We start from the raw sequence: 17,962 nt of genomic DNA, 5'->3' as shown, positions 1-17,962 counted from the left end.
TCGGCACCATGGCTGATTTTCCGCCCATCGCCGAGCACGGCTTGATCGGCGACCTGCAAACGGCCGCACTGGTCGCCACCGACGGCTCGGTCGACTGGTTCTGCGCCCCCCGTTTCGACTCACCCAGCATCTTCGGCGCGCTGCTCGACGCCGACTCCGGCGGCTACTTCCGGATTCGACCGGCGCAAGCCGGGCAGGTGACGGTCCGGCAGCTCTACGTCCCCGACACGGCCATCCTGGTCACCCGGTTCCTGACCGAGGCCGGCGTCGGCGAAGTCATCGACTTCATGCCCGTCGCCGGGAAGACCCGGACGGACGTCCACCGCCTGGTCCGCCTGGTCCGCTGCGTCCGCGGCGCGATGACCTTCGCGATCGACATCGCCCCCCGCTTCGACTACGGCCGCCGGCAGCACGAGACCCACACCACCGACGACGGCGCGGTCTTCGAGGCCGGCGGCGACGCGATCACCGTCCACCTGGTTCGCGAACCCGACGACCCTCGGCTGGCCCGCACCTGGGTCGACGACGGCGGCGATGTCCACGGTGAGGTCACCCTGCGGCACGGGGAACTGCGCGGCCTGGTGCTGGCGACGGGCACGGCCGGTCCGGTCCGCCCGGTCCGGGTGGCCGAGGCGCGCCGCCTGCTCGACGACACCGTCGCGTACTGGACGAACTGGCTCGACAGATCCACCTATCGGGGCCGATGGCGGGAGGCGGTCGAGCGGTCCGCGATCACCCTCAAACTGATGACCTACGCACCCTCCGGCGGCCTGGTGGCGGCGCCCACCGCGGCGCTGCCCGAGCAGATCGGCGGCGAACGCAACTGGGACTACCGCTACACCTGGGTGCGGGACGCGTCCTTCTCCGTCTACGCGCTGCTCGGCCTGGGCTTCACCGAGGAGGCGCTGGACCTGGGCCGCTGGCTGGCCGACCGGGTGGACGAGCAGGACGGCGCCACGGCCGGCGGCCCACTCCAGATCATGTACCGGGTCGACGGCTCCAGCGACCTCTCCGAGGAGACCCTCGACCACTGGCGCGGCTACCGCGACTCCGCGCCGGTCCGGATCGGCAACGGCGCCGCCGGCCAGCTGCAGCTCGACATCTACGGCGAGGCGATGGACAGCCTCTACTTCGCCGACCGCCACGGCATCTCGGCCGGCCACCTGGGCTGGCGCAAGATCTGCGACCTGCTCTCCTGGCTCTGCGACAACTGGGACCAGCCCGAGGAGGGCATCTGGGAGACCCGCGGCGGCCGTCAGGACTTCACCTACGGCCGCCTGATGAGCTGGGTGGCCCTCGACCGCGGCATCCGCCTGGCCACCGAGCGCGGCCGCCCGGCGCCGCTGTCCCGCTGGATCCGCGAACGGGACGCCCTCTACGACCAGATCATGCAGCTCGGCTGGAGCCCGTCCCGCCAGGCCTTCCGCCAGCACTACGCGTCCGACGTCCTGGACTCGTCCCTGCTGCGCATGTCCAGCAGCGGGTTCATCGTGCCCACCGACCCGATGTGGCTCTCCACCCTGGACGCCATGTCCGCCGAACTGGTGACCGACAGCCTCGTCTACCGCTACGACCCGGCGGCCTCGCCGGACGGCCTGCGCGGCTCCGAGGGCACCTTCTCCCTGTGCACCTTCAACTACGCCGAGGCCCTGGCCCGCTCCGGCCGGGTCGACCAGGCCCGGATGACCTTCGCCAAGATGCTCACCTACGCCAACCACCTGGGCCTCTACTCCGAGGAGATAGCCCTGACCGGCGAGCAGATCGGCAACTTCCCGCAGGCCTTCACGCATCTGGCGCTGATCAACGCGGCCCTGGTGCTGGACGCCCAGCTGTAGTCCCGCCGCCGGGCCTCAGAGCGAGGCGGCGGCGGGCTCGGCGATGCAGGCGGTGCCGATGCGGCGGAAGCCGACCCGCGTGTAGAGGCGGGCCACGTCGTCGTCGCCGGCCGACAAGAAGATCAGGGAGACCCGGTCGGTCAGCGCCCGGCGGGCCAGGGTGGCGGTGAGCTGGGAGGCGTAACCCCGGCCGCGCGCCGACGGCAGGGTGGCCACGCCGGCTATCTCGGCGACGTCGTCCACCCGCATCAGGACGCCGCTGGCGAGGACGCCCTCGCCCGGCGAGGTCACCACGGCGGTGAGATAGGAGCCGGCCTCCGCCCGGGTACGGAAGCCCTCGACCAGGGCGCCGCTCAGCACCTCGGTCGCGGCGTCGCGTTCGGCGGGGCCGGCCGGCTCGACCAGCAGGGCCGGCTCGAACGGCTGGGCGGACTCGGAGGCGATGGCGACCTCCTCGAGCGGGGTCGCGGCCGGCGGGTAGGCGAACCCCAGCTGGGCCACCGCGCGCGAGGCCGCCAGGTCGCTCGCGTACGCCGGGGAGGACGGGTCGAGCAGGCTGACCGTGGCGCCGGGGACCGGCAGGTCGGGCACGAGCGCGGCCGGGTCGAGCACCAGCAGCGGGGCGAGCAGCACCTCGAGCCCGGCCGAGCGGGCCACGGCCAGCAGGTTGGGGCTGGTCTCGTGAACCCACTCGAAAGCCTCGGGAACCCCTAATTCTCGCTGTCTGCGCCGGACGGCAGTAATATCAGCAGCGGATGGCGTCGGAGCCCCTATCCGGGGCCGGGCGTAATAGGGCCACCCCTCGCCCTCGCGGATGAACAGCACAAGCCCCCCGACGTTCTCCACCCGTGCGTAGGGTCGGGGGAGAGCGTCGTAGAAACGCTCGAGCCTGACGAAGACGTCGGAATCCGGGTACGCCACCGCGCGAGACTATCGAATGGCGCGACGAAGCGCCGCCGAGAACTCCTTAGCAAATTGCCCGCGTACGTGCGAGTTCGCCCCGATCCAAGTGTGATCCATCCGAACTGGCGGAGATCGGTCCCCCTTAACGTAGACTCTAGAGACTCTGCAGGGCCGACGTCGTCCCGACCTTGATCTGTAACACCAGAGACGACAGGAGGCCCGGTGGCATATCCGCACCCCCAGGGACCGCGTCAGCTCGCACAGAAGAGCGGACTGTACGACCCTTCGCAGGAGCGTGACGCCTGTGGCGTGGCCTTCGTGGCCGACCTGCACGGCCGCCGTTCCCACGACGTGGTCGCCAAGGGCCTGTCGGCGCTGATCCGGCTCGACCACCGGGGCGCCCGCGGCGCCGAGCAAAACACCGGCGACGGGGCCGGCATCCTGATCCAGGTCCCGGACTCCTTCTATCGTGCCGTCGCCGAGTTCGAGCTGCCCGCTCCCGGCTACTACGCGACCGGACTGGTCTTCCTGCCCAACGACGGCGACGCCGCGGCCCGCGCGATCAAAATCGTGGAGAAGTACGCGCTCGTCGAGGGCGGCGAGGTGCTCGGCTGGCGCGACGTCCCGGTGCGCGCCGACGGGCTGGGCGCGACGGCCGAGGAGGCCCGCCCGGCGATCAAGCAGGTCTTCCTGGCGGCGCACCGGCTCACCGACACGCCGGCCGGCCCGAAGGACGAGGCGCTGAGCGGGCTGGAGCTCGACCGGGTCGCCTTCACCATCCGCAAGCAGGCCGAGCGGGAGTCGTCGCAGCGTGGCGTCGGCGCGTACTTCCCCTCGCTGAGCGCCCGGACCATCACCTACAAGGGCATGCTCACGCCCGACCAGCTGCCCGAGTTCTTCCCGGACCTCACCGACGAGCGGGTCGCCAGCGCGATCGCCCTGGTGCACAGCCGGTTCTCCACCAACACCTTCCCGTCCTGGCCGCTGGCGCACCCGTACCGGTTCATCGCGCACAACGGCGAGATCAACACGATCCGCGGCAACAAGAACTGGATGGCGGCGCGCGAGGCGCTGCTGCAGTCGTCGGTGCTGCCCGGCAACATCAAGCGGCTGTTCCCGATCAACACGCCGGAGGCGTCCGACTCGGCCAGCTTCGACGAGGTGCTCGAGCTGCTGCACCTGGCCGGCCGTACGCTGCCGCACGCGATGCTCATGATGATCCCCGAGGCGTGGGAGAATGACCCGGGGATGGAGGCGAAGCGGCGCGCGTTCTACCGCTTCCACGCCAGCCTGATGGAGCCGTGGGACGGCCCGGCGGCGGTCGCGTTCACCGACGGCACCCAGATCGGCGCCGTCCTCGACCGCAACGGCCTGCGCCCGGGCCGCTGGTGGCACACCGCCGACGGCCTGGTCGTGCTGGGCTCCGAGGCGGGCGTGCTCGACCTCGACCCGGCCACCGTGGTCGCCAAGGGCCGCCTGCAGCCGGGCAAGATGTTCCTGGTCGACACCGCCGCGGGCCGGATCGTGCACGACGACGAGATCAAGGCCGAGCTGGCCGCCGCGCAGCCGTACGACGAGTGGCTGCACGCCGGGCTGATCAACCTGGCCGATCTGCCGCCGCGCGAGCACATCATCTACACGCACGACTCGGTGACCCGCCGCCAGCAGGTGTTCGGCTACACCGAGGAGGAGCTGAAGATCCTGGTGGCGCCGATGGCCCGGACCGGCGCCGAGCCGCTGGGCTCGATGGGCACCGACACGCCGATCTCGCCGCTGTCCGCCCGGCCGCGGCTGCTGTTCGACTACTTCCACCAGATGTTCGCGCAGGTCACCAACCCGCCGCTGGACGCGATCCGGGAGGAGCTGGTCACCAGCCTGGCCGCCACCCTCGGCCCCGAGTCCAACCTGCTCGACCCGGGCCCGGCGTCCTGCCGGCAGATCGTGCTGCCCTACCCGATCCTCGACAACGACGAGCTGGCGAAGCTGCTGTCGATCGACGAGGACGGCAACCTGCCCGGCTTCAAGGCGGTGCGGGTCAGCGGCCTGTACCCGCTGCGGGACGGCGCGGCCGGCATCAAGGCGCGCCTCACCCAGATCTGCCGGCACGTCTCGGAGGCGATCGAGGACGGCGTACGCATCCTGGTCCTCTCCGACCGCGACTCCAACGCGAACCTCGCGCCGATCCCGTCGCTGCTGCTCACCGCGGCCGTCCACCAGCACCTGGTTCGTGAGCAGACGCGCACCCAGGTGGCGCTGGTCGTCGAGTCCGGCGACTGCCGCGAGGTGCACCACGCCGCCGTGCTGATCGGCTACGGCGCCGCGGCGGTCAACCCGTACCTGGCGTTCGAGACCGTGGACGACCTGATCGCCACCGGTCCGCTGGCCGGCATGGACCCGCGCGTGGCGGTCCGCAACTACGTCAAGGCGCTCGGCAAGGGCGTCCTGAAGATCATGTCGAAGATGGGCATCTCGACCGTCTCGTCATACTGCGGCGCCCAGGTGTTCGAGGCCGTCGGCCTGGACAACAAGCTGCTGCAGCGCTACTTCGCCGGCACCAGCGGGCGGATCGGCGGAGCCGGCCTCGCCGAGATCCACGCCGAGGTGAAGGCCCGGCACGAGAAGGGCTACCCGGCGAACCCGGCCGAGCGCAGCCACCGCCGGCTGGAGGTGGGCGGCGAGTACCAGTGGCGCCGCGAGGGCGAGGTGCACCTGTTCAACCCCGAGACGGTCTTCCTGCTGCAGCACGCCACCCGCTCCAAGCAGTACGACGTGTTCCGCAAGTACACGGCGAAGGTGGACGAGCTGGCGTCGCAGGCCGGCTCGCTGCGCGGCCTGTTCGAGTTCCGCGGCGACCGTACGCCGGTGCCGCTGGACGAGGTCGAGCCGGCCACCGAGATCGTCAAGCGGTTCGCCACCGGCGCGATGAGCTACGGCTCGATCTCCGCCGAGTCGCACGAGACCCTCGCGATCGCGATGAACCGGCTGGGCGGCAAGTCCAACACCGGCGAGGGCGGCGAGGACGTCGAGCGGCTGTACGACCCGCAGCGCCGCTCGGCGGTCAAGCAGATCGCCTCCGGCCGCTTCGGCGTGACCAGCGAATACCTGGTGAACGCCGACGACCTGCAGATCAAGATGGCGCAGGGCGCGAAGCCCGGCGAGGGTGGCCAGCTGCCCGGCAACAAGGTGTGGCCGTGGATCGCCAAGACCCGGCACGCCACCCCGGGCGTCGGCCTGATCTCCCCGCCGCCGCACCACGACATCTACTCGATCGAGGACCTCGCCCAGCTGGTCCACGACCTGAAGATGGTGAACCCGGCCTCCCGGGTGCACGTCAAGCTGGTCAGCGAGATCGGCGTGGGCACCGTCGCGGCCGGCGTCGCGAAGCTCAAGGCCGACGTCATCCTGATCTCCGGGCACGACGGCGGCACCGGCGCGTCCCCGCTGAACTCGCTCAAGCACGCCGGCTCCCCGTGGGAGCTGGGCCTGGCCGAGGCGCAGCAGACGCTGCTGCTCAACAAGCTGCGCGACCGGGTCACCGTGCAGGTCGACGGCCAGCTCAAGACCGGCCGGGACGTGGTGATCGCGGCGCTGCTGGGCGCCGAGGAGTTCGGTTTCGCCACCGCGCCGCTGATCGTGTCGGGCTGCATCATGATGCGGGTCTGCCACCTGGACACCTGCCCGGTCGGGATCGCCACCCAGAACCCGGTGCTGCGCGAGCGGTTCACCGGCAAGCCGGAGTTCGTCGAGAACTTCTTCATGTTCCTCGCCGAGGAGGTCCGCGAGTACCTGGCGTCGCTTGGGTTCCGCAGCGTCGACGAGGCGATCGGCCACGCCGAGGTGCTGGACATCCGGCCCGCGGTCGACCACTGGAAGGCGCACGGCCTCGACCTGTCGCCGGTGCTGTTCGTCCCCGAGCTGCCCGACGACGCCGCCCGTCGCGGCATCGTCGCGCAGGACCACGGCCTGGACAAGGCGCTGGACAACCAGCTCATCGAGCTGGCCCGCCCGGCGCTGGACGGCGGCGACAAGGTCGCCGAGGAGCTGCCGGTCCGCAACGACCAGCGCAGCGTCGGCGCGATGCTCGGCGGCGAGGTGACCCGCCGCTTCGGCGGCGCCGGCCTGCCCGACGACACCATCACGTTCACCCTGCGCGGCACCGGCGGGCAGTCGTTCGGCGCGTTCCTGCCGCACGGCGTCACCCTGCGGCTGATCGGCGACACCAACGACTACGTCGCCAAGGGGCTCTCCGGCGGCCGGGTGATCGTGCGGCCGGACGAGCGGGCGCCGTTCGTCGCCGAGGACAACATCATCGCCGGCAACACCATCCTGTACGGGGCGACCGCCGGCGAGCTGTTCCTGCGCGGCCGGGCCGGCGAGCGGTTCGCGGTCCGCAACTCGGGCGCCGCCGCCGTCGTCGAGGGTGTCGGCGACCACGGCTGCGAGTACATGACCGGCGGCACCGTGGTGGTGCTCGGCCCGACCGGGCGCAACTTCGCGGCCGGCATGAGCGGCGGCACCGCGTTCGTGCTCGACCTGGTGCCGACCCGGGTCAACCCCGAGCTGGTCGACCTGGCCCCGCTCACCCCGGACGAGCAGAACGTGCTGCGCGGCCTGGTGGGCAAGCACCTGGCCGAGACCGGCTCGTCGGTCGCCGACGGGCTGCTGGCCGACTGGCCGGCCGCCGTCGGGCGGTTCACCGCCGTGGTGCCGCGCGACTACAAGCGTGTGATGGAACTGATCAGGACCGCCGAAGCCGCCGGTCGCAACGTCGACGAGGCGGTCATGGGGGTCAAGGGTGCCTGATCCGAACGGTTTTCTCCGCTACGAGCGGCAGCTGCCCAAGCGGCGCCCGGTGCCGGTGCGCATCCGGGACTGGCGGGAGGTCTACCCGCCGGCCGGCGAGGACCTGATCCGCGACCAGGCGACCCGCTGCATGGACTGCGGCATCCCGTTCTGCCACGAGGGCTGCCCGCTGGGCAACCGCATCCCGGACTGGAACGACCTGGTGCGCACCGGGGCGTGGCAGTCGGCGGCCGAGGCGCTGCACGCCACCAACAACTTCCCGGAGTTCACCGGCCGGCTCTGCCCGGCGCCGTGCGAGGCCGCCTGCGTGCTGGGGATCGCCGACGACCCGGTGACCATCAAGCAGGTCGAGGTCGAGATCGCCAACGAGGCGTTCCGGCGCGGTTACGTGCGCCCGCAGCAGGCGCCCGAGCCCAGCGGCAAGCGGGTCGCGGTGGTCGGCTCCGGCCCGGCCGGGCTGGCCGCCGCCCAGCAGCTGGCGCGGGCCGGGCACGCGGTCACCGTGTTCGAGCGCGACGACCGGATCGGCGGCCTGCTGCGCTACGGAATCCCCGACTTCAAGATCGAGAAGGCGGTGGTGGACGCGCGGCTCGCCCAGATGGAGGCCGAGGGCGTCGTCTTCCAGACCGGCGTCAACGTCGGCGTCGACATCACCGCCGAGGACCTGCGCGAGCGGTTCGACGCGGTGCTGCTCGCGGCCGGCGCGCTGGCCGGCCGGGACACCCCGTCCACGCCGGGCCGCGAGCTCAACGGCGTGCACCTGGCCATGGACCACCTGGTCCCGGCCAACCGGGTCGTGGCCGGCCTGCAGGACACCACCCCGATCGACGCGGCCGGCAAGCACGTCGTGATCATCGGCGGCGGCGACACCGGCGCGGACTGCCTCGGCGTCGCCCACCGGCAGGGCGCGGCCAACGTCATCCAGCTCGACCAGTACCCGCTGCCGCCCGAGGTGCGCTCCGGCGACCTGCACCCGTGGCCCACCTGGCCGGTGATCCTGCGCAACTACCCGGCACACGAGGAGGGCGGCGACCGGGTCTTCGGCGTCGCGGTGCAGGAGTTCATCGACGACGGCGAGGGCAACGTCCGGGCGATCCGGGTCGCCGAGGTCGTGGTCGAGCGGATCGACGGCGTCCGCACCGTCAGCGTCACCCCCGGCACCGAGCGGGACCTGCGCGCCGACCTGGTGCTGCTGGCGATCGGCTTCGACGGCACCGAGCAGCAGCCGCTGCTCGAACAGTTCGGGATCACCCGCAACCGGCGGGGCGTGCTGGACGCCGACGCCACCTGGCAGACCGACGCCGAGGGCGTCTTCGTGGCCGGCGACATGCACCGCGGCGCCTCGCTCGTCGTCTGGGCGATCGCCGAGGGCCGCTCGGCGGCCGCCGCGATCCACGCCTACCTCGGCGCCAAGGGCGAGCTGCCGGCGCCGGTCCGCTCGTCCGCCCAGCCCCTGGGCGTCTGACACGGGTGCCGCCCGCTCCGGCGGGCGGCCTGTGTCGGGTGACCAACCGCCACACGCGAGACTCGCGTCCACGGCGTCCCCATGCACCCGGCTCGCGTTGGCGAGGCGGGGACGGCCGTTGTTGCGGTCGGTGACGGCGACCGCCTCGTACGGGATATGGGGTTGTCGTAGGAAACACAAATCGGAACCGATTAAGCTGTTGCGCGCGGTCGTCGAAGCCCGCTCGAAGGCGCAGCGCGTCCACCGGAAGATCCTGGTGGGAAGGCCTCGCCAACCGTTCATCCGCATGACGGGGGTCGGTCAGAGGGCCGATCCGGAAGAGAGACTAGCCTGATGGCTGTGACACGCCGCGTAAAGATCGTCTGCACCATGGGTCCCGCCACCGCATCGGCAGAGCGCATGCTCGGGCTCGTCGAGGCGGGCATGGACGTGGCCCGCATGAACTTCAGCCACGGCAGCCACGAGGACCACCAGAAGGTGTACGACCTCGTGCGCGAGGCCGCCCGGCAGACCGGCCGCGCGGTTGCCGTCCTCGCCGACCTGCAGGGTCCGAAGATCCGCCTGGGCAAGTTCGCCGACGGGCCGCACGTGTGGAACACGGGCGACCTGGTGACCATCACCAGTGACGAGATCCCGGGCACCGTCGACCGCGTCTCCTGCACCTACCGGAAGCTCCCGCAGGAGGTCAAGACCGGTGACCGGCTGCTGATCGACGACGGCAAGGTGGCCGTCGAGGTCGCCGGCGTCGAGGGCAACGACATCCGCTGCCTGGTCATCGAGGGTGGCCCGGTCAGCAACAACAAGGGCGTCTCGCTGCCGAACGTCGCGGTCAGTGTCCCGGCGATGAGCGACAAGGACGAGGAGGACCTGCGGTTCGCCCTCGGCCTCGGCGTCGACCTGATCGCGCTGTCGTTCGTCCGCTCGCCCGACGACATCAAGCTCGTGCACAACGTGATGGCCGAGGAAGGCCGCACCATCCCGGTCATCGCCAAGGTGGAGAAGCCCGAGGCGGTCGACCACCTCGAGCAGATCGTGCTCGCCTTCGACGGCGTCATGGTGGCCCGCGGCGACCTCGGCGTCGAGCTGCCGCTCGACCAGGTGCCACTGGTGCAGAAGCGCGCCGTGCAGCTGTGCCGGGAAAACGCGAAGCCGGTCATCGTGGCGACCCAGATGCTCGACTCGATGATCGAGAATTCCCGGCCGACCCGCGCCGAGGCCTCCGACGTGGCCAACGCCGTGCTCGACGGCACCGACGCGGTGATGCTCTCCGGCGAGACCTCGGTCGGCAAGTACCCGGTGCTCACGGTCAGCACGATGGCGAAGATCGTCTCGACCACCGAGGCCGGCTCGATCCCGGTGCCGCGCCTGCAGCACGACCCGCGCACCCACGGCGGCGCGCTGACCGTCGCGGCGTCCCAGATCGCCCGCAACATCGGTGCGAAGGCGCTGGTCGCGTTCTCGCAGACCGGCGACACCGTGCGGCGGCTGGCCCGGCTGCACTGCGAGCTCCCGCTGTACGCGTTCACCCCGGTCCCCGCGGTGCGCGACCAGCTGGCGCTCAGCTGGGGCGTGGAGACCTTCCTCACCGACTTCGTGCAGCACACCGACGACATGTTCCGGCAGGTCGACGCGAAGATGCTGGGTCTCGGGCTGGCCAAGCCCGGCGACTACGTGCTCGTCGTGGCCGGCTCCCCGCCGAACGCGCCGGGCTCCACCAACACGCTCCGGGTGCACCAGCTGGGCTCGCTGGTCGACCCGGCCACGGTGTGATCGCTATCATCGCGGGCCACTCGGCCGGTTTCACGCCCCTGACCGCGGCTTAGGCTCAGGGGCGTGAATGCGCCTCTTCGCGGACAGGCCGCCGTCGACCAGCTGCTCGAGATCCTCGACCTCAAGCAGGTCGACGCGGCCACGTTCGTGGGCGAGAGCCCGCAGACCGGTGCGCAACGCGTCTTCGGCGGCCAGGTCGCCGGCCAGGCCCTGGTCGCCGCCGGCCGCACGGTGGAGCCGGACCGGTTCGTGCACTCGCTGCACGGCTACTTCGTGCGCCCCGGCGACCCGAACGAGCCGATCCGGTTCACCGTGGAGAACATCCGCGACGGCCGATCCTTCTCGGTGCGGCGCTCGGTGGCCCAGCAGCACGGGCGGACGATCTTCTTCATGTCGGCCTCCTTCCAGGTGCGCGAGGAGGGCCTCGACCACTATCTGCCCGCCCCGGCGAACGTGCCCGGCCCGGACGAGGTGCCGACGATGGCCGACTGGGTGGAGCGGTACCCCTCGCGGGCCGGGATCTTCGCGACGTCGCCGCAGGCCATCGACGTCCGGTACGTCGGGGTGCCGGGCTGGGTGCCGCCGGGCGACCGGGTGGTCAGCGAGCAGCAGCGGGTGTGGATGCGGATCAACGGCGTCCTGCCGGACGACCCGCTGATCCACGCCTGTGCCCTCACGTACGCGTCGGACCTGTCGCTGCTCGACTCGGTACTCTCGGCGCACGGCGAGGTCTGGGGGCCCGGCGGGGTGATCGGTGCCAGCCTCGACCACGCGTTGTGGTTGCACCGGCCGTTCCGAGCCGACGAGTGGTTCCTGTACGACTGCACCAGCCCGTCGGCCAGCGGGAGCCGAGGGCTCGCCATGGGGCGGATGTTCACCCAGGACGGGCGGCACATCGCCAGCGCGGTGCAGGAGGGTCTGTTGCGCCGGGTCGGCTCCCGGGCCTGACCGATTGCCGGCCCCGCCGGACGGGACGCCGGCCTGGCGACTGGCCGAATCGCGGATCCCGCCCGGCGGAGCGGGGGACATTTCATTCCTCAGTGATGTTCTTCGCCGGCTCGGTGGTCTTGGCCGGCTCGATCTTCTTTGCCGACTCGACTCCCGCGGGTGAGTCCGGCACCGGCGGCCATTCCTTCGGTATCGGCGGCGGCTTGCCGGTGCCGATCACACCGGCCTGCGCGATCTTGGCATCCAGGTCCATCGTGCTGCGCAGGACCTCCTCGTGGAACGACTTCGGCCGCGGCGAGTCGGCCCGGTGCTTCGCCTTCGTCGGCGGGTTCTCCTCGAAATCGGCCAGCCCCGCCGAGTACCCGACCACGCCCGCCATCCGCTCCGGCGTCAGATGCAAGATGTCACGGCCGACGGACACCTCCCGCAGTCGCAGCGCCGTGACCAGATCCGCCACCGACCGCAGCACGGCCAGCGCGCCGAGCACCAGGATCAGCGAGTCGGACGTACGCGCCAGCGGCCCGGCCGCGTAGTAGCCCAGCGCCACCTCCGCCATCCCGACCGCCAGCATCAGCCCCCAGGTGCGGTCGATCCCGCGGTTCATCGTCGACACCGCGACGTCCATCGCGCCCCGCACCATCAGGAACCAGCCGACCAGCGAGGCGCACGTGGCGTACGTGGCGTCCTGATCGAGCAGCAGAATCGCCGCGGTCGCCGTGAACAGCACCGCCATCCCCGCGCTCAACCACCAGGTACGCGTCCCGGACAGCGCCCGGACCGCCTCGCACAACGCCCCGAACAGCACCACCGGCCCGGCCACCTGCGTCACGGCGGGCTCCAGCCGCAACACGGTCCACCCGATCGCCAGCCACGCCACCCCCGCGAACAGCAGAACACCCCACATGCTGTCGCGAATGACCGTCATGGGGGAGGAACCAGACCACAACATGAGGCCTCCTGCCGAAGGTGTCCCCTGCCATGACAACATCCGGGTCCGGCGGCGATCCGCCGTTCGCCCAGATTCACCGGCGCCGAGCGGTCCCTCCGACAACCTGGGCCAGGCCGCGGCGGTGAGCACCAGCGGTCTTGGCCGGTCATTACCAACTCAGCACCTTGCCGAGAGCAAGACCGCGCAGCGTGACCGGGTGGTGCCCGATTGCCGCCGGCCGGTGTGGGATCGGGCACGTCGGTCGTCGTCCACCACGTCGGGCCGGGCCATGATGTCCGTGGATTCGTTAACCAAGGTGTAACGCGGACAGGTGTTAGTCGTGCCCTTCCGGACGGTTCCATTGGTGAACCGGCTGCCGTCGGAGTGGAAAGGCCGCGCAGAAATCTTTTCTGCTCGACGGCGACCAATTTGTCCGCCAATCCACCAACTCGATCTTCGGAAGATGTTTGGGCGCCGGGGCGGTGCTGCGGAAATGGGCACGGCCAATGCATCCAAATGTGCGCGAACGCTCATGCAGCCGACGCGCTCCGGATATCCGACCGTCCGGGCGCCGCACGCCTGCATCGCGGGCGGCTCCGCACGGATGAGCCCGGGCAGCGCACGTCGCAGGTGACCGTCAGCAGTGGCACGCGTTGGGTGGTGAGCAGATGGCTATCGCCGAGAAACTGCCCCGAGAGGTAGGCATACGCCCGCGGTTCGTCGATCGGCCGGGGCGGTCGATCACATCGCGGGCACCTCTTGTCGATCTTTACGTGCGCGGCGCGCCGGTTGTGGAGCCCGCCGGCGACCGTGGTGCGCGACAATCCCGGCTCGCGGCGGATCTCGCGGAATGGCGCACCCTCGGCGCGCAGTCCGAGCGCTGCGAGACGCAAGAGAGAAGGGCGCACGCGGAAATCATTGCGCGTGGGTACGACGGTTTTTGTGCCCCCGGTGGGATTCGAACCCACACTGTATGGTGTTTGAGACCATCTTCTCTGCCGGTTGGAATACAGGGGCCAGCAAACTCATCCCGCGCGAGTTGTCCACGCCACGATGAGCTTCCCACAGCCTACCTACTACGCTTAGGGCGGCGGTACCCACATACCGGGGTGTCGCGACTTCGGGAGCGTTGGGGGTAGGGGTTCCGTGGCCGACACGCAGGCTGGGGCCGATCGCAAGCGGGTGCTGATCGCCGAGGATGAAGCCCTCATCCGTCTGGACCTGGCCGAGATGCTGGTCGAGGAGGGCTACGACGTGGTCGGGGAGGCCGGTGACGGCGAGACCGCCGTGCGCCTGGCCGAGGATCTCCGGCCGGACCTCGTGATTCTCGACATCAAGATGCCGATCATGGATGGCCTGGCGGCCGCCGAGCGGATCGCCGGTGGCCGGATCGCACCGGTGGTGATCCTGACCGCGTTCAGCCAGCGTGACCTGGTGGAGCGGGCGCGGGCGGCGGGCGCGATGGCGTACCTGGTGAAGCCGTTCCAGAAGTCGGACCTGGTGCCGGCGATCGAGATCGCCCTGTCCCGGTACGCGGAGATCGCGGCGCTGGAGTCCGAGGTCGCCGGCCTGAGCGAGCGGCTGGAGACGCGCAAGTCGGTGGAGCGCGCCAAGGGCGAGCTGATGACCAAGTACCAGATGACCGAGCCGCAGGCGTTCAAGTGGATTCAGCGGACGGCGATGGACCACCGGATGACGATGCGTGAGGTGGCGGATCGGATCCTGGCGGAGAGTCAGGAAGCGGGGGGCGCCCAGCCGGCCACCAGTTGACCTTGGCGTAACACTCATGTTGTAACACCTGCTCCCGCCTGCGAATGACCTGACGTAACGGTTCGGTGAAAGCCCGATCGAAGTCTTTTGGCAGGCCCGAGAACTGGGATAGCGTCCCGCCCCATGACGAGCGCGGTGCGGTCGTGAGCGCACGCAAGTGCCAATCGGCCGCCGGTGGCTCGGTGGGTTCGGTATGGAGGAGGGGTTCCAACCTTGAGGCAGGTTCTCGCACGAGCCATCGGCGGGGTGGCCATCATCGGGCTCATCGCCGGTGCCGCTGCTTGCAATAAGTCTTCGAGCAGCGACAACACGGCGGGCGGCTCGAACTGCGGCTACAAGCTCGCATTCTTCGGCGCTCTCACCGGCTCGGCTGCCAACCTCGGTGTCAACATCGAGCAGGGCTTCGAGCTGGCTGTGGATCAGTTCAACAAGCAGAAGGGCTCCGACTGCATCACGGTCGCGAAGTTCGACTCGCAGGGCGCGGCCGAGGTCGCTCCCGGTGTCGCACGGAGCCTGGTGGCGGACAAGAAGATCCTCGGCATCGTCGGCCCGCCGTTCTCGGGTGAGTCCGAGGCGGCCGACCCGATCTTCCAGGAAGCCGGTATCCCGACGATCACCCCGTCGGCGACCCGGGTGTCGCTGTCGTCGAGCGGCTGGAAGGTCTTCCACCGCGCGGTGGCGAACGACGACGCGCAGGGCCCGGCGGCCGCTTCGTACATCAAGGATGTGCTGAAGGCGCAGAAGGTGTTCGTCGCGGACGACCAGTCGGCGTACGGCGCGGGTCTGGCCGACGTGGTGAAGTCGAAGCTCGGCTCGCTCGTCGTGCAGACGGACAAGACCGAGGGCGACGGCAAGCAGTCGGACTTCTCGGCGCTGGTGACGAAGGTGCAGCAGTCCGGCGCAACCGCGCTGTTCTACGGCGGCTACTACACGAACGCGGGCATCATCCGTAAGCAGCTGTCGGCGGCGGGCTGGAAGGGCACGCTGCTCGGCGGCGACGGCATGAAGGACCCGGGTCTGGCCAAGGCGTCCGGCACGGCCGCTGCGGTCGGCACCGTGGTGACCTGCCCGTGCTCGCCGCCCGAGGCGGCCGGCGGCACCTTCGTGAACGACTACAAGGCGAAGTGGAACCAGGACGCCGGCACGTACTCGGACGTGGCGTTCGACGCGGCGAACATCCTGCTGCAGGGTATCGACGCGGGTAACACCACGCCGCAGAAGCTGAACGACTACCTGTCCACGGTGAACTACAAGGGCATCGCGAACACGTACAAGTTCACGTCGACCGGCGAGCTGGACCCGTCCCTGATCAAGGTGTGGGCGTTCAAGTTCGACGCGACCGGTAACCCGGTGAAGGACCAGGAGATCAAGGTCTCCTGAACGCGTCGTAACTCTTCGTAGGGCCGGTGTGGCCGGATGATCTCCGGCCGCACCGACCTCGTTGTTTGGAGCCCCCCGTGAACTTCTCCGGTCTGATTGACAATTTCGGGCCGCTCACCGTCGCCGGTCTGGCGCAGGGCGCGATCATCGCGTTGTTCGCCCTGGGATACACCCTGGTCTACGGTGTTTTGCGGCTCATCAACTTTGCCCACTCCGAGGTCTTTCTGATCGGCACGTACGCGTGTCTGATCGCTTGGGGATGGTTCGGTCTCGACCAGAACTCAGCCCCTCCGAGTTTTGGCGCGATGCTTGGCTACATGGCGCTGGGCCTGGTCGTGGCGATCATCGCCTCGGGCTTGTTGGCGCTGCTGGTGGAGCTGGTGGCATACCGGCCGCTGCGGCGCCGTAACGCGCCGCCCTTGGCGTTCCTGATCACCGCCATCGGCGCGTCGCTGGCCATCTCGGAGACCGTGGGTGTGGCGACGCACCGGGTCCAGCGGGGTGTTCCGCCGATCATCGAGGCGCGGACGGTCATCACGATCGGCCACACGCACATCACGAACCTGCAGATCCTGATCGTGGTGCTGGCGCTGGTGATGATGTTCGTCCTGGATCGTTTCATCAACGGTTCGCGTTTGGGCCGGGGCATTCGCGCGGTGGCGCAGAACCCGGACAGCGCGGCCCTGATGGGTGTGAACAAGTCGCGGGTGATCTCGCTGGTCTTCCTGCTGGGCGGCCTGATGGCGGGCATCGCGGCGGTGATGTACGACCTGAAGATCGGCGTGACCAAGTACGACGCGGGCTTCCTGCTCGGCATCGACGCGTTCACCGCGGCGGTGCTGGGCGGTATCGGCAACCTGCGCGGCGCACTGCTGGGCGGCCTGCTGCTGGGTGTGCTGCAGAACTACGCGGCCGGCCTGTTCGGCTCGAGCTGGCTGCACGGCGCGGCGTTCGTGCTGCTGGTGCTGATCCTGATGTTCCGTCCGACGGGTCTGTTGGGTGAGTCTCTCGGAAGGGCGCGAGCATGAGCGACACTGCGGTGGCCCCGGAGAAGGAGAAGGCGAGCTTCCGGGCGAACGGTGGGGTGCGGGGCTGGTTCGGCCGGCTGCCGGTGTGGGTGCGCTGGATCGTGATCCTGGCGTTCACGGCGTTGGCGTTCCTGCTGCCGTACGCCGGGGACATCCCGGTGATCGGCCCGCAGATCGTCACCACGGGCATTGACTGGCCGTCGTCGCTGTTCAACATGTCCTACTACGTGCTGCTGGCGCTGGGCCTGAACGTGGTGGTCGGCTACGCCGGCCTGCTGGACCTGGGGTATGTCGGCTTCTTCGCCATCGGCGCGTACGGGACGGCGTTGCTGACCTCGAAGGACAGCGTGCTGTACTCGCACACCGGGTGGGCGTGGCTGGCCGCGGCGCCGGTGGCGCTGGCGGCGACGATGCTGGCGGGCCTGATCCTGGGCTGGCCGACGCTGCGGCTGCGCGGCGACTATCTGGCGATCGTGACGCTGGGCTTCGCTGAGATCATCCGGATCGTCGCGACGAACACGCAGACGTTCCGCGGCGACCGGGGCTTCACCGAGCTGCCGCACCCGCCGGGCTCGTCGGGCGGTAGGCCGATCTTCGGCGTGACCGACGCGACGCCGTACTTCTGGCTGGGTCTGGTGGTCATCATCGCGGTGGTCTTCGGGGTGCGAAACCTCGACCGCAGCCGGGTGGGCCGGTCGTGGCTGGCGATCCGGGAGGACGAGGAGGCCGCCGAGATCATGGGCGTGCGGACCACCAAGTTCAAGCTGTGGGCGTTCTCGGTCGGCGCGTTCATCGGTGGCCTGGGCGGCGTGCTGTTCGCCGGCGAGCAGGGCTTCATCAACTCGTCGACGTTCATCCTGCAGTTCTCGATCCTGGTGCTGGCCGGCGTGGTCATGGGCGGTTCCGGCAACATGGCAGGCGCGATCCTGGGTGGCGCGCTGATCTCGTACATCCCGGACCGGCTGCGGGGCATCTCGCTGGGCGGCACGGACCTCTACGAGTACCGGTTCGCGATGTTCGGCGTCATCATCATCGTCATCATGATTCTGCGGCCGCAGGGACTCATCCCGAGCCGGCGCCGGGCCATGGAGCTCAAGGACCGGGAGAAGGAGGTGGCTCCGCAGTGAGTGAG

11 protein-coding genes and 1 tRNA gene are annotated in these 17,962 nt (G+C 70.0%); 9 read left to right on the top strand and 3 right to left on the bottom strand.

The window, feature by feature from the left end:
• The first annotated feature begins 8 nt into the window (after window positions 1-8).
• Window positions 9-1,835 (top strand): glycoside hydrolase family 15 protein, encoded by a 1,827-nt coding sequence (locus ODJ79_RS07155; protein ID WP_263022509.1) that lies wholly within the window; start codon window positions 9-11, stop codon window positions 1,833-1,835.
• Between the two features lie 15 nt (window positions 1,836-1,850).
• Here ODJ79_RS07155 and ODJ79_RS07150 read toward each other — a convergent pair whose 3' ends face one another.
• Window positions 1,851-2,492 (bottom strand): GNAT family N-acetyltransferase, encoded by a 642-nt coding sequence (locus tag ODJ79_RS07150; RefSeq protein ID WP_317620642.1) that lies wholly within the window; start codon window positions 2,490-2,492, stop codon window positions 1,851-1,853.
• Window positions 2,493-2,960: 468 nt separating this feature from the next.
• Between ODJ79_RS07150 and gltB the strand changes: the two genes are divergently transcribed.
• The 4 genes from gltB to ODJ79_RS07130 all read left to right on the top strand — a co-directional run bounded on the left by gltB (window position 2,961) and on the right by ODJ79_RS07130 (window position 11,724).
• The gene (gene gltB, locus ODJ79_RS07145; RefSeq protein WP_263022507.1) at window positions 2,961-7,541 is read left to right on the top strand and encodes a glutamate synthase large subunit; all 4,581 of its coding nucleotides are present in this window, start codon (window positions 2,961-2,963) and stop codon (window positions 7,539-7,541) included.
• Window positions 7,534-9,006: a glutamate synthase subunit beta gene (locus tag ODJ79_RS07140; protein ID WP_263022506.1), complete on the top strand. Its 1,473-nt coding sequence runs from the start codon at window positions 7,534-7,536 to the stop codon at window positions 9,004-9,006. The genes gltB and ODJ79_RS07140 overlap by 8 nt, the downstream gene beginning before the upstream one ends.
• Before the next feature lie 333 nt (window positions 9,007-9,339).
• Window positions 9,340-10,776 (top strand): pyruvate kinase, encoded by a 1,437-nt coding sequence (gene pyk, locus ODJ79_RS07135; protein ID WP_263022505.1) that lies wholly within the window; start codon window positions 9,340-9,342, stop codon window positions 10,774-10,776.
• 63 nt (window positions 10,777-10,839) lie between these two features.
• Window positions 10,840-11,724, top strand: coding sequence for an acyl-CoA thioesterase (locus ODJ79_RS07130; RefSeq protein WP_263022504.1), 885 nt, complete (start codon window positions 10,840-10,842; stop codon window positions 11,722-11,724).
• Between the two features lie 82 nt (window positions 11,725-11,806).
• Here ODJ79_RS07130 and ODJ79_RS07125 read toward each other — a convergent pair whose 3' ends face one another.
• Window positions 11,807-12,649 carry an HdeD family acid-resistance protein gene (locus ODJ79_RS07125; protein WP_263022503.1) on the bottom strand — a complete coding sequence of 281 codons (843 nt, stop codon included), beginning with the start codon at window positions 12,647-12,649 and terminating at the stop codon, window positions 11,807-11,809.
• 946 nt (window positions 12,650-13,595) lie between these two features.
• Window positions 13,596-13,669 (bottom strand) — tRNA-Leu (locus ODJ79_RS07120).
• 129 nt (window positions 13,670-13,798) lie between these two features.
• Here ODJ79_RS07120 and ODJ79_RS07115 point away from each other — a divergent pair.
• The 4 genes from ODJ79_RS07115 (at window position 13,799) to ODJ79_RS07100 (ending at window position 17,957) form a co-directional block, all read left to right on the top strand.
• A complete protein-coding gene (locus ODJ79_RS07115; protein WP_263022502.1) occupies window positions 13,799-14,422 on the top strand; it encodes an ANTAR domain-containing response regulator in 624 nt (207 codons plus the stop codon).
• A gap of 213 nt (window positions 14,423-14,635) precedes the next feature.
• Window positions 14,636-15,802 carry a branched-chain amino acid ABC transporter substrate-binding protein gene (locus tag ODJ79_RS07110; RefSeq protein ID WP_263022501.1) on the top strand — a complete coding sequence of 389 codons (1,167 nt, stop codon included), beginning with the start codon at window positions 14,636-14,638 and terminating at the stop codon, window positions 15,800-15,802.
• 77 nt (window positions 15,803-15,879) lie between these two features.
• Complete coding sequence (locus tag ODJ79_RS07105; protein WP_263022500.1) at window positions 15,880-16,830, top strand: branched-chain amino acid ABC transporter permease; 951 nt, start codon at window positions 15,880-15,882, stop codon at window positions 16,828-16,830.
• Entirely contained in the window at window positions 16,827-17,957 is a 1,131-nt protein-coding gene (locus tag ODJ79_RS07100) for a branched-chain amino acid ABC transporter permease (RefSeq protein WP_263022499.1), read from the top strand. Before ODJ79_RS07105 ends, ODJ79_RS07100 begins: the two co-directional genes overlap by 4 nt.
• Window positions 17,958-17,962: the final 5 nt, after the last annotated feature.

Source organism: Actinoplanes sp. KI2 (assembly GCF_025630775.1).
Lineage (GTDB): Bacteria > Actinomycetota > Actinomycetes > Mycobacteriales > Micromonosporaceae > Actinoplanes.
The sequence above is the reverse complement of the archived record's forward strand: the minus strand, read 5'-3'. Positions and strand labels throughout refer to the sequence as shown.